This is a genomic window from Phycisphaeraceae bacterium, from assembly GCA_040222855.1.
Lineage (GTDB): Bacteria > Planctomycetota > Phycisphaerae > Phycisphaerales > Phycisphaeraceae > Mucisphaera.
Map to the genome: position 1 here is coordinate 352740 of JAVKCD010000018.1, position 11818 is coordinate 364557.

General features: G+C 60.1%; 11 protein-coding genes. 4 read left to right on the forward strand and 7 right to left on the reverse strand.

Annotation, left to right across the window (positions count from 1 at the left end):
- Positions 1 to 105: 105 nt before the first annotated feature.
- Both ribH and nusB read left to right on the forward strand, forming a co-directional pair.
- Positions 106 to 579 (forward strand): 6,7-dimethyl-8-ribityllumazine synthase, encoded by a 474-nt coding sequence (ribH, locus tag RIG82_05150; protein MEQ9460318.1) that lies wholly within the window; start codon positions 106 to 108, stop codon positions 577 to 579.
- A 44-nt stretch (positions 580 to 623) separates the two neighbouring features.
- Complete coding sequence (gene nusB, locus RIG82_05155; protein MEQ9460319.1) at positions 624 to 1139, forward strand: transcription antitermination factor NusB; 516 nt, start codon at positions 624 to 626, stop codon at positions 1137 to 1139.
- On the opposite strand, the gene RIG82_05160 is transcribed toward nusB, so the two are convergent.
- The 3 genes from RIG82_05160 to RIG82_05170 all read right to left on the reverse strand — a co-directional run bounded on the left by RIG82_05160 (position 1136) and on the right by RIG82_05170 (position 3095).
- Positions 1136 to 1966 carry an amidohydrolase family protein gene (locus tag RIG82_05160; GenBank protein MEQ9460320.1) on the reverse strand — a complete coding sequence of 277 codons (831 nt, stop codon included), beginning with the start codon at positions 1964 to 1966 and terminating at the stop codon, positions 1136 to 1138. The two genes, nusB and RIG82_05160, sit on opposite strands and share 4 nt — an antisense overlap.
- A 135-nt stretch (positions 1967 to 2101) precedes the next feature.
- Complete coding sequence (locus tag RIG82_05165; protein ID MEQ9460321.1) at positions 2102 to 2296, reverse strand: hypothetical protein; 195 nt, start codon at positions 2294 to 2296, stop codon at positions 2102 to 2104.
- Between the two features lie 115 nt (positions 2297 to 2411).
- Positions 2412 to 3095: a hypothetical protein gene (locus RIG82_05170; protein ID MEQ9460322.1), complete on the reverse strand. Its 684-nt coding sequence runs from the start codon at positions 3093 to 3095 to the stop codon at positions 2412 to 2414.
- A 222-nt stretch (positions 3096 to 3317) separates the two neighbouring features.
- On the opposite strand from RIG82_05170, the gene dtd reads away from it, so the two are divergent.
- On the forward strand, positions 3318 to 3773 hold the full coding sequence (gene dtd, locus RIG82_05175) for a D-aminoacyl-tRNA deacylase (GenBank protein ID MEQ9460323.1): 456 nt from the start codon (positions 3318 to 3320) through the stop codon (positions 3771 to 3773).
- A 404-nt stretch (positions 3774 to 4177) separates the two neighbouring features.
- On the opposite strand, the gene ftsY is transcribed toward dtd, so the two are convergent.
- The gene (gene ftsY, locus RIG82_05180) at positions 4178 to 5101 is read right to left on the reverse strand and encodes a signal recognition particle-docking protein FtsY (GenBank protein MEQ9460324.1); all 924 of its coding nucleotides are present in this window, start codon (positions 5099 to 5101) and stop codon (positions 4178 to 4180) included.
- A 109-nt stretch (positions 5102 to 5210) separates the two neighbouring features.
- Here ftsY and galK point away from each other — a divergent pair, with 109 nt between their 5' ends.
- The gene (galK, locus tag RIG82_05185; protein ID MEQ9460325.1) at positions 5211 to 6371 is read left to right on the forward strand and encodes a galactokinase; all 1161 of its coding nucleotides are present in this window, start codon (positions 5211 to 5213) and stop codon (positions 6369 to 6371) included.
- Here galK and RIG82_05190 read toward each other — a convergent pair.
- The 3 genes from RIG82_05190 to RIG82_05200 form a co-directional block, all read right to left on the reverse strand.
- On the reverse strand, positions 6368 to 9472 hold the full coding sequence (locus tag RIG82_05190) for a DUF2339 domain-containing protein (GenBank protein ID MEQ9460326.1): 3105 nt from the start codon (positions 9470 to 9472) through the stop codon (positions 6368 to 6370). The two genes, galK and RIG82_05190, sit on opposite strands and share 4 nt — an antisense overlap.
- A gap of 67 nt (positions 9473 to 9539) precedes the next feature.
- Positions 9540 to 10817: a glycoside hydrolase family 2 TIM barrel-domain containing protein gene (locus RIG82_05195; protein ID MEQ9460327.1), complete on the reverse strand. Its 1278-nt coding sequence runs from the start codon at positions 10815 to 10817 to the stop codon at positions 9540 to 9542.
- A 102-nt stretch (positions 10818 to 10919) separates the two neighbouring features.
- Positions 10920 to 11804, reverse strand: coding sequence for a prepilin-type N-terminal cleavage/methylation domain-containing protein (locus tag RIG82_05200; GenBank protein ID MEQ9460328.1), 885 nt, complete (start codon positions 11802 to 11804; stop codon positions 10920 to 10922).
- Positions 11805 to 11818 lie beyond the last annotated feature (14 nt).

Genomic DNA, 11818 nt, shown 5'->3' on the forward strand with positions numbered 1-11818 from the left:
TCTACATCAATGATTCTAGTAGTGAGCTAAATGTACCGCAAGCGGGGCAGGCTGTTGGGTGCGGGGCCATCCCACAGCGGGTGTGTGGTGGTCTACACTCCGGTGATGCCTACTGACCTGACCGGTTCTCTGATCCCCGGCGACCACCGTATCGCGATCGTGGTGGCCCGATTCAATGAGTTTATTACCGAGCATCTGCTGGCTGGGGCGATGGCGAGCTGGGATCAGATCGGCGGGGACCCGGAGAACGTGACGATCACGCGGGTGCCGGGTTCTTTTGAGTTGGGGGTGACCGCACGGAAGCTGGCTCTCACCGGGGAGTATGCCGCGGTGGTGTGCCTGGGGTGCGTGATTCGTGGCGAGACGGATCATTACGACCATGTCGTGGAGCAGACAGCCAAGGGGGTCCGAGAGGTGGGGACGCAGACGGGGGTGCCGTGCATTTTCGGGGTACTGACCTGCGACACGCTCGAGCAGGCGATTCACCGTGCGGGGGCCAAGATGGGTAACTCGGGGAGAACCGCCCTGCTGGCGGGGGTTGAGATGGCGAATCTTCTCCGCGTGATCGATGAGGCGTGAAGATGCTTAGCCCGGCTGCATCGGGAACGTCGTATCATGGTGGCATGAAGCAACAGGCTCGACTGATCCGCCGGCTGGCGATGCAGATGCTCTACCAGATTGATCTGGCGGGTGAGCAAGAGGCGGCGGAGCTCCTCGAAGGGGTCGAGGACTCGGAGTTGGACGCTGACGAGCGGCAGACGGCTGTAGATCTTGCGTTGGCTGCATGGGTTCAGCGAGAGACGGCGGATGCGGTGTTCGCGGAGTTGGCACCGGACTGGCCGACGCACCGGCAGCCGCCGGTGGATCGCGCGATCCTCCGACTGGCGCACTACGAGCTGGCCAGCGAACGGGTATCGGCGCGGGTGGCCATTAACGAGGCGGTTGAACTGGCCAAGGCATTCTGTGCCGAGGATTCACCCGCGTTCGTGAATGCTTTGCTGGACAAGGCGGCTCATCGGCTGGTGGAAGCCGGTCGGCTGGACCCGTCGGCGACGGAGGGGCTTCCAGAGCCGCCCGCACTTCCTCAGGGGGAGACCGCGTGGCTGGCTGATGCGCTCAAGGGTGAGGCTAAGCCTTAACTCGGATCATCATGACTGGCGGCTTCGGGGACATCGAGCTTGAAGAGCCGGGCTGCGGTCCTCCACATGATGAGTTCGCGGGCTTTGTCGGTGATGTCGAGCCCTCTCATGAACTTGAGGTACGGGGCCATCTCACAGATAGGCCAGTCGGTGCCATAGAGCAGGTACTTCGGCTCGCCAGCGTAGGTGATCATGTCTTCGACCTGCTCGTGCATGTAGCGTTCGAACTTCTCCTGAAAGTTTCCGAGGACAAGTCCTGAGACATCGGCGTAGGCGTTCTCGTTCTTGTAGACAACTTCCATGCAGTCACGGATCCAGGGGTTACCGATGTGGCAGATGATGAAGTTGACATCGGGGTTGTCCACGGCGACATCGTCGACATTGAGTGGGTGCGAGAAACGGACTTTGCCTTTTGGAGAGTAGGTGTCGCCGGTGTGGATCATGACCGGGACGTTGTATTCAGCAGCGAGATCGTAGACCACCTTGCAGCGTGCGTCATAGGGGTAGAAAGGCTCGTAGCCAGGGTAGAGTTTGAGACCTTTGACAAGGCCCTCTGCGAGAAAATCGCTGATCTCGCGGAGGTCGCGTTCTTTGTAGTGCATGATGCTGATGCCGGCGACGACGAAGATGTTGTCGAGGTGGCGGGTGGCCTCGACGACTTTAGCGGTCGGCGGGCGGTGATCGGTGACCTTGTAGGAGCTGAGTACCAACGAGATATCGACGTTGTTGGCGGCCATATCCTGTTGGAGTCGATCCAAGCACTGCTCGATCGAAACAACGCGTTCTTCGTGGTAGTTGTTGAGGTGGGTGTGGCAGTCGATAATCATGCTCAGGCTCGCAGGTAGAGGTAGGGTCGGATGTGAACGATTTCGTTGATGACGCGACAGTCTAACCCCAACGCGCAGCGGAAAGCCCCCTGTGACCGTCAGGTCACAAGGGGCTCACTCATCGAAGCGACAGCGTTACGCACGCCGACGCAGGAGCAGCGAAGCCAGGCCGATGCCGCAGACGGCCGCGGTGCCGGGTTCGGGGATCACCATCTGGGGCTTGGGCAGCTCGAAGCCCTGGAAGCTCATACCGTCGAGAATCGACGCATCAGCACCCGAGGCCAGGGACATCAACAGAACACCAGCGATCAACATACATGTCTTACTCATCTCTCACTCCTTTACGAAGCAACTTTGGAAATGGCATGTCCACAACGGCATGCCTTTTGGGAAAGCCCCTGACGGCTTTAACACCACCAGGGACGACACACATCAGGGCGTCGGGCTACAAGCTCCGACGCAGGAGCAAGAACGTTGCGCCCAAGGCACCGATGGCCAGCGTGCCGGGTGAGGGCACAGCGGTATCGGCGTTGGGGTCGATATAAGCCTTCATGTCGATCTTGATCCGTTCTTCTTTGATCTGGTGAAAGTTGCCGTCGAGGGTTCCGGTCAGACGGAAGTCGATGCCAGCGCCGCCTAGCCCGCTGACCTGAAGCAGGCCTGACCATCCGCTGGCCGCGGAGAGATCGGGGAGGCTGGTGGACTGACCGTCGATGATCAAAGCAAGATCGGTGGCTGTCAGCGAGCCGAGGAAACTGTTGTAGTCAGTGGCTCGGAGTTGGAGGAACAGGTCGGTCGCGCCATCGACGAGTCCAGACTCGATGATCGACTGGCCGTTGATGGTCAAGGAGGAGACGCCGTCGGCGACATCCCAGATAAACTCCTGCGGTCCTGTCGCGGTAGACCAGTTCCAACTGGCGTTGGGATGGCCGGGGACGCCAACCTCCTGGCCGGTCGCGGCTTCCCATCCGGTGCTCCAGCCACGGACGCGGCTGTGGGCGACCTTCTGGAAGGTCGGATCGATACCCGAGACGAACGAGGTGGTGATCGGGTCGGCCGACGTCTCGGTCGCGAGTGTTCCGGCGAGCAACGAAGCCGCCAGCAGGCTACCTGTGAACATCCGGGTCATAGACGAGAACTCCTGGTGCACAACGACAACAGCCGACGGCACACGCCGTTCGCTCTTGCACTTGAAGTCTCGAATTCAGGTCGGACGATGCCAACACGTCCGGCAGAAAAACCGCAGCCGAGTCGTGCCATAGGCTGGTTGTTTGGGTTGGGTTGATTGGAACGTCTGTGACGACCGGGAGGTCTGGGGCCTATGCTGGGCGTCTGAAAGAAGGCTCAGGCTATGAGGGCATTGATCCAACGCGTCCGCAGGGCATCAGTGAGTGTCGATGACGAAGTCGTTGGCCAGATCGAGCGAGGCTACGCCATCCTGCTGGGCGTCGGTCCGGAGGACACTGAAGCGATCTCCAAACGCCTCGCGGAGAAGATCGCCGGGCTGCGGCTATTCCCGGATGAGCATGGGCGGTTCGATCGGTCGCTGCTGGATGTGGGGGGTGGGGCTTTGGTGGTTTCCCAGTTCACCCTGTTTGCTGATGCTCGCAAGGGCAGGCGTCCGAGCTTCATTGGCGCGGCTCAGCCAGTTGTTGCAGGCCCGCTTTGCGACCGCTTCTGTCAGGACCTTCGGGACGCTGGGGTGGCACAAGTGGCATCGGGGCGGTTTGGTGCGGACATGCTGGTGAGCATCGAGAACGATGGACCGGTGACGCTGTGGCTGGATACGGTCGAGCTTGGCTTCTGACCTAGAGCGCCGGGCTTACCCAGTTCCTCAGGTGAGCGCAAAAAAGAAAGGCCACCCTCTCCGATGGCCTTTCCGAGCCCCTGACATGCTTTCTCCACCTCGTTGGTGTCCCGCCCGTCACCGGGGTGATGGGTGGTGGGGCTCAGCATGCTGGCAGCATCGGGCCGGTCCGGAGACCTCGCTGGGTTCATGAACTCTCTCCTCCAAGGAGTTCACGAGACCGCCGCCCGAGGGGCTGCCATTCTCCCATTGTCTGGTTGATCCATCCTTGGAGCGCTAGACCCTCTCATCCACGAGGGAAAGACATGATGCGCAAGTATGAAGTTAACACATTATCGGCCCTGATCAAGGGGTTTTTGCACAGATAATGAACCTATTTCGCAGGCTGACGTAAAGTACCGGCGTCACTCGGCAAACAAAGCCCTGACGAAGTCGGAGGGCTCGAAGGCGCTGACATCCTGGGGGGTTTCGCCGGTGCCCACGAGCTTGACCGGGAGACCGAGCTGCTCGCGGATGGCGATGACGATCCCGCCTCGGGCGGTCCCGTCGAGCTTGGTCAGGAAGATGCCGGTCACGGCGATCGCCTGCGAGAAGACCTTGGCCTGATTGACACCGTTCTGACCGGTCGTGGCGTCGATGACGAGCAGCACCTCGTGAGGGGCATCGGGCACCTTCCGCTGGATGATGGACTGGATCTTGGTGAGCTGCCGCATCAGCGGTTCCTGCGTGTGCAGTCGGCCTGCGGTGTCGAGGATGAGGACATCGGCGTTCCGTGCCAGGGCGGCCTCGACCGCATCAAATGCGACAGCGGCAGGATCACCCCCCTGCTGGCCTTTGACGACCTGGACGCCGAGCCGCTCGGACCAGATCTCGAGCTGATCGACCGCGGCGGCTCGGAAGGTGTCGCAGGCACCGAGGACCACGGACTTGTTCTCTTCGCGTAGCCGGTGACAGAGTTTGGCGATCGAGGTTGTCTTACCCGCGCCGTTGACGCCAGCCACCAGGATGACGGTCAGTCCGGTGGGTTGGAGGTTGAGCGTGCGGTCTTCATCCGGGAAGTAGGCGGTGAGTTGATCTTGGAGGAAGACCAGGGCCTCGTCGCCGGTCTCCATCTCTCCACGGTCATAGGCGGCCTCGACGTCCTTGCGGAGTTCCACAGCGGTCTTCACGCCAACGTCGGCTTCGATGAGGACACGCTCGATACGTCGGATCAGGTCGTGGGACAAGCGTTGTCCGGTCAGGAACGAGCGGAGGGTCGCGGTGGACGCCTCTCGGGTGCGGGTGAGTGCGGACTTGAGCTTGGTAAATGCGCTGGAGAAAAGGCCCATAGGTCGAGAGTGTAGGGATTTGTTCCAGCACCGGGCGGCGGTTGGGTCGGTGTTCGAGCCAATCGCCAAAGCATCATTCGCTATGTTGATGGGCTTGAGGAGCCCCACGATGGCCGCATCTGATCCCCTTGCTCAGCAGGCGTTGGCCGCCTTTCGCGCAGCCTATTCCGCGGAGGCAGAAGTCGTCGCGGCGGCGCCGGGCCGAGTGAATCTCATCGGCGAGCACACCGATTACAACGATGGCTTCGTGCTACCGATGGCGATTGATCGGCGGACCGTCCTGGCCGCACGACGACAATCGGATTCTGTCGCTCGCATCCGCGCCGAGGGCTTCGAGGGTGAAGCGGTCATTGATCTGACGCAACCGATCGCCAGGGGGATGCCGGATTGGTCGAACTACGTCCGCGGAACACTGGCGTTCAGCCTGGAGGCTGGTTTGGACGTGCCAGGGTTTGATGCGGTGATCGTGAGTGATGTTCCCACGGGAGCTGGGCTCTCTTCGTCGGCGGCTTTGGAAGTGGCGACCGCGACACTAGCCGAAGCGCTCGCCGGGCGTCAGCTTGATCCGGTGCAAAAGGCATTGCTGTGCCAGCGAGCTGAGCACGAGTTCGCCGGGATGCCTTGCGGGCTGATGGATCAGTTCATCTCTGCGATGGGTCAGGAAGGTCACGCCCTGCTGATCGACTGCCGGACCCACGTGACCCGACAGGTCGCGCTCGATGACGAGGACCTGGCGGTGCTGATTATTGATTCACGGGTGAAGCACGCTCTCGTGGATGGAGCCTATGCGCAGCGCCGGGCAGCTTGTGAGAAGGCAGCAGAGGCACTGGGCGTCAGAGCACTCCGTGACGCTGGCCTTGCTGTACTCCAAGCCCACCGTGACCGGCTCGATGAGATCACGTTCCGGCGGGCTCGGCATGTGATCACCGAAAATGATCGCACGCTTCGTGCTGCTGACCTCGCGCAGTCTCACGACTGGACGGGCTTCGGTCGGCTCATGCTCGAGAGTCATGCCTCGATGCGTGATGACTTCAAGATCACAACCGCGGAGCTGGATCGACTGGTTGATCTGTTGATGTCGCTGGGCGGATCGAACGCCTACGGCAGCAGAATGACCGGTGGGGGCTTTGGCGGGTGCACGGTGAGCCTGGTCAGGTCCGATGCGGCCAATGATCTTGCTGGCGAAGTTGCCGCTGCTTACCAACAAGCCTTTGGCGTCGAACCTCGCTGGTTCGTCACCACACCTTCTGCGGGCGGGCGAGTGATCTAGGCTTGACTCGGGGAACTCGATGAAAAGACAAATCGCTGATAGAGGAAGCCTATCGCGATCAGCGTTAGGCCAAGCCCCAGGAAACTCACAACCCTGAGCAAGCCCTCGAGATGGGCCGTATCAAGAAGGAAAACCTTGCCCACGGCCATCAGAATGATCACCAGAGATCCTATGCGCAGCCAGCGATTTCTTCTTAGCAGACCACCGATGAGCAAGGACACGCCGAGGACGATCCAGGATAGCGAGTAGGCATACCACTCCGTCTGAGCAATCGTCTGCTCCTGGATCAGGATGTCCGAGCCGTTAAAAGCCTGCCTGACCTGTAGCGTGACGAGCACAAAGGCCAGGAACAATGCCGTCACGGCACACAGGACGACCTCACTTCGTCGAGCTGGATCCCTCTCAAGACGGCTGGCAAGCCAGGCAAACAACAACATCGGTATGCCATAGGCTGGCAACAACTCGTTGAAGATGGGCCATTCCCCAACTACCTGCCCAAGCCATAGCGGGCTTCCCGGAAGAACCAAGCCAACGGTCGCCAGCCAACCCATCACGAGGAATACCCTTGAGGCGGTTCTCGATAGTTCGTCGTGATTTGGCAACTGAATATATCGGAGTGTTTCGGCTGCCAGCAGGAACACAGTCACATGAACCGACCACTCCAGAGCTCTGGGCAGAGTCATGAGTAGGCCCGAGGCTGATCCGATGAAGGTGTGCCGGATCAACAGAATCAGCATGAGTCCCAGCACACCAAGCCCGATCGACCCAACTGCCGTCGCAGCATCCTTGCTGAGCAGCGAGGGCTGAAATGCGAGGGCCAGCAAGAGTGCCCCGGCGGGAAGATAGAACACCGTGATCAGGTTGATGACTGGCCATCCGAGGATCGGATCGTTGGTCACGAAAGGATTGGCCATTAGCCCCAAGCCCGCTACGGTCAGCAGGCTTGCACCCATCGCGATCACGGATGCCGTGCGTTCGACGGCAGCGCCCCATCGCGCCAAGCGAGCAGCAAGAGCCAGGCCTAACGGATAAGCGAGGAGCAAGAGCGTGTAGCTCCCGATCTCCACGAGCCCAGAGGGCTCTGCCAAGACCTCCTGACCGTGGAACCCCTGATGGATCAGCCTGGTACCTGCCACTAAGGGGATGATGGCCGCAGCGACTGCGTAGCCATCACGCCAACGAATCAAACGGTCGCCACGGAGGCACCATGCAATAGCGGCTGCAAGTCCCGCGCAAGACCCGTAGACCGTCACCGTATACCAGGTCGTGGCCCATGCCTGCTGACCGCACAACCAACCCAGTGAGAGCCCCGAGAGAACACCGAGCCAGAGCAGTGACCATTTGGGCAGGCTGCCGTGTCGCACCCAGGGCGTGAAGCGAGCCGCGATCCAGCCAAGTGACATCCAGGCTGTAGCGAGCCAAGGTTCTTGAAGGCCAGTTCCCAAAGACCAAGTTATCCACCCCAGGCCCGCGACGAGCAAGACAGACGAGGCAAGTCGATTGCGGCTGAGCATGACCGCAGAGAGAACGACGTAACCCGCTCCGCTGATAGCCAGTGCCCACCAACTCAGCATCCACAGTTGCACATCCGGCTGAACAAAAAGGAGTGATAAAGCGAAGGGCCACGCCCCGGTCGCAGAAAGGATAATGGTCGACCGATCGCGCGAACCCGATAGCATGCACAAACTTGCGCCCGCAGCAAATAGACTGCCGTACAGCAGCGCAATCTGCTGCGTCAACGCGGCATCCAACTCCTGAGATGAACTGACCAAGAGAACAAGGCTGACAACAAGGGCGATCCACGGCATCGCTAGGTAACGTCGGTCCAACCGAGCCAGAACCAACACCCCCGCAGACATCGCTGCGAGCATGACTAACTCGCTCAAGCCGTACCCACCCTGAGCCGTGAAGAGCCCGAGCAGAGCGAGCGCCGCACCGATTGCTGTCAGCGATAACGATCCTGAGGTAAGAGTCCCTGCACGTTGCTGGGCATCTGGCCCACGGTCCACACGGGCGGCATTGAGCACATAGAGGACTGCTGACACGATCAGCAACAAAGAGCCCCAAAAACGCCCTTGTTCGGTCGCATCGAAGATCGCCATAAGGATTGCCCAGACGAGCGTACCAACGAGGCTCAATCCCGATAGACCACTCCAGCCGCGACGCCGAGTAACGATGACCATCCCGACCTGCAGAAGGACGAGGTAGGCAAACAGCCCAACCACTGAGCCATCTGGGTCACCAATAAAGGCTGGGCTGAGAAATCCACCAACCAATGCGAGCAGGGCGACATACGCCCCGTGACGCAACGACAGCATGACGGCACATGCTGTGATGCCCGCCATGGTGATAAAGCCTAGAGTCGGTCCGATGAACTCGTAGACACTGGTGGCCGCAAAGTTCACGCCATACAGAATCGCTACGCCGGCTCCGGCCAACGCCGAAGCCACGCGTGCAGCTTGAGGGTGCATCCACGAAGCCACCCCTATGCAAACCAGACCAAAGCATGCAGCAAGCAGCAGCCTGACCTCTGGAGAAAGCAGGTTGTTGTCCCATGAATACTTGACGAGGAATCCCCCGGCTAGCGCTAACGCCACACCTCCAACCCAGACCAGGATCCGTGAACCCAATGCCTCCTCAAAACTCTCTTTGGCAACAATGTCCTGACCAGAGGATACGACTGGCTCAGACGACATCGCCTCATCAGCCGGAGGCTCCTCAGGTGAACCCTGCGATTCTGGCCCTGTGACATCCGCACGCTCACATTCCACGGATTCGTGGTCAAGCGCAGGCCTCTTGCCACCATCATCTAGAACTGGTTCGGGTTCCTTGATTTGAGAAGGTGTAACGACACCCGCGTCCTGAGCACTCGCGGCCTCGTCGCTGGATGCATGACGCAGCTCTCGAAGCCTGAGGTTGAGTCGCTCCAGCCTGCCTTCCGGTACATCCACTCCATGCGTATCAGCGTCACCATCGCGATTGATCGCTTCCTCCAGCCGGATCAGCCGTCGATTGAGCCCCGCGATCCAGACCCAGCACAGGATCAGTCCCACTGGCGTGACCAGCAAAACAACCCCAAGAAGAATCCAGATGATGTCCATGTCGAGATCCTGCAGACAGGCTTAGCCACCTCGCTGCAGAATAGCTTCGGAGCTACAAACAGGCGACTTACCGCTCGAACACCCTCAGCGGCACGTTCGCCGTTGCTGCGGCACCCTGGCCGTCGTAGACGGCGACGTGGAGCCGATAGTTGCCCGGTTGATCGGGAAGCCGAACGACCGCATGTTGCGCATCGGCTTCGATCAGGGCTGAATCCAGGCGCTGCGGTACGGCCTGGGCGTCTCCGCCAGTGATGTAGCGGTCTGACTCGGCCTTGAACAGCCATTTGGCTTGTAGCGTGGCGCCCTCCGGATCGCTTGCCGCCACAGTGAATCGCAGCACGGTACCGGGCAGACCCGAGGTGCCGTCCAAGGCCTCGATCGGCTCGATCGTTGGGCAGAGATTCGCGGGCGGGCGGCCGGACCAGAGTCGGGTCATCGCATCGACCGAACCGACCTTGTTCCCATCGGGCAACCACATCCCGAACCAGGTGTGCGTGGCCTCCTGCTTGTGGCTCCAGAGGAACGCGAATGACCCCAGGCACATCTCCGTATCCGCTTCGAGCGCGAGATAGACTTCTTCATAGAACTCTGCCTTCTCGGTGCTCGTCTGCTCGAGCACCATGCCGTGCTCATCCTTGGGTACTTCCCAGGTGCCGAGGGGGCCGAACTCGGCGATGACGTAGGGCAGTGTCCCGCCAGCGTCACGGTATCGTGCCGGGAACGACGCGGCCCCGCCGTAGCTGTTGGAACCGATGACATCGATCGATGGGCAGAGCTGGTGAACAGCTGCGAGTTTTTCTCGATTGATCTCGGCAAAGACGGTCATGACCGGGTGATGCGGGTCGAGTTCCTTGATCAGAGCCGCACTGGCTTCGAGATGAGACCAGACCGCCGCGTTGGATTCGCCATCGCCGTGCTCCATCTCGTTGCCGAGCCCCCACATCAGCAGGGCCGGGTGATCCTTGTGCTTCTCGACAGACCTGCGGACGTGCTGGTACTGCGCGGCGACCTGCTCGATATCGCTGTAGTCAAAGCCGTGACGCGGATGGCCGAGCCAGATGCCGACCACGACTTTGAGACCGTTTCGGTGCGCTTCGTCGAGCACATCACCTGTTTTGTCGTGCACGCCCCAGGTGCGTGTGGTGTTCCCGCCTGCGGCCGCCAGTTCCGCCATGCTGTGGTTACCGCCGGCACCCTTGATACGGTAGGGCTCGCCATCAACGAGCAGACGCCAGCCGTTCGTTTCGGTCTGCTCGATGGTGACATGAGTTGGCTGGGCGTTCACCAGGGACCCCATCGCCAGAATGATCAAAAGACCAAGCAGCACCAGCGGGCTTTGCATCATCAACTGCTTTCCAAAAAGACTGAGAAAGAAAAACGTCAGGGCGGGGATGAGCCCACCCTGACGTGATCATGGTCGCGGTCGTCCCGGACCGCAGGAGGAAGATCAGTATCCAGGAGGGGCGTCAGGCCGGACGTTCTTCTTGAGGATCGAACCACGAGCCTGAGCCGAAGCGTGGCCGTCGGCGTAGAGAGCATTCACGCTGCCAGCATCACCCCCAGACTCCGAGCCACCGCCGTGGCGCCATCTGAGATCGGCGACGCCATCAGCACCGAGCTTCGTGATACCGTCTACGTTACCCCCTTCGTTGATTACTTCCTTGTTATTGATGTCAGAAGAATTGTAGTAGTCTTGAGGATCATCGACTCCACCTGCAGAAGGCCCCTTGCCGCCACCGAAGTCGAGATTCTCGAGAACCGCAAAACTGTCACCGATTTCACTATTGATGGAAAGTGCTTGCGTAGTCTGACCACCGTCAGCTAGTACGATAGTTTCGGAGCCACGCCGGTGGAAGCTTGTGCTGTACTCAGGTACCCCGTTGGTCCCGCCCGAAAGATTACCGGTAGCTGGACTGATGAGCTTACGGGTGTTGTATTGTGGCATACCACTGAGGTAGAGAGGCATCACCAGCATGTTGACCGAATAGTGCAGACTACCTCCATCGACCGCAGCTGAAGCGCAAGTAAATGCATCTTTGGAGGGATCGTCACCCGAGTTGTAACTTGATTGTGATCCGCCAAAATAGCCTGCAATGATCACACTATAGTCCGACTCTCCATTGATAAATCCTGGTGGATAGAGATCTTTGTTGTCGAGCGTCCAACCAAAGAGTGCAATACCAATCTGTCTTTGATTAGACAGACACGACATCCCTCGCGCCGTGTTCCTGGCCGCCCCAAGCGCCGGCAGGAGGATGCCGATCAGCAGCGCGATGATGGAGATCACCACCAGCAGTTCAATAAGTGTAAAACCGGTCCGTCGTGCGTTCATGGCGAGTCTCCTGT

What these genes read in the sequence shown, in the direction of transcription:
- nusB (MEQ9460319.1), top strand. Translation starts at nt 624, where the DNA reads ATGAAGCAACAGGCTCGACTGATCCGCCGGCTGGCGATGCAGATGCTC.
- ftsY (MEQ9460324.1), bottom strand. Translation starts at nt 5,101, where the DNA reads ATGGGCCTTTTCTCCAGCGCATTTACCAAGCTCAAGTCCGCACTCACC.
- RIG82_05190 (MEQ9460326.1), bottom strand. Translation starts at nt 9,472, where the DNA reads ATGGACATCATCTGGATTCTTCTTGGGGTTGTTTTGCTGGTCACGCCA.
- RIG82_05200 (MEQ9460328.1), bottom strand. Translation starts at nt 11,804, where the DNA reads ATGAACGCACGACGGACCGGTTTTACACTTATTGAACTGCTGGTGGTG.
- RIG82_05195 (MEQ9460327.1), bottom strand. Translation starts at nt 10,817, where the DNA reads ATGATGCAAAGCCCGCTGGTGCTGCTTGGTCTTTTGATCATTCTGGCG.
- RIG82_05170 (MEQ9460322.1), bottom strand. Translation starts at nt 3,095, where the DNA reads ATGACCCGGATGTTCACAGGTAGCCTGCTGGCGGCTTCGTTGCTCGCC.
- galK (MEQ9460325.1), top strand. Translation starts at nt 5,211, where the DNA reads ATGGCCGCATCTGATCCCCTTGCTCAGCAGGCGTTGGCCGCCTTTCGC.
- dtd (MEQ9460323.1), top strand. Translation starts at nt 3,318, where the DNA reads ATGAGGGCATTGATCCAACGCGTCCGCAGGGCATCAGTGAGTGTCGAT.
- RIG82_05165 (MEQ9460321.1), bottom strand. Translation starts at nt 2,296, where the DNA reads ATGAGTAAGACATGTATGTTGATCGCTGGTGTTCTGTTGATGTCCCTG.
- ribH (MEQ9460318.1), top strand. Translation starts at nt 106, where the DNA reads ATGCCTACTGACCTGACCGGTTCTCTGATCCCCGGCGACCACCGTATC.
- RIG82_05160 (MEQ9460320.1), bottom strand. Translation starts at nt 1,966, where the DNA reads ATGATTATCGACTGCCACACCCACCTCAACAACTACCACGAAGAACGC.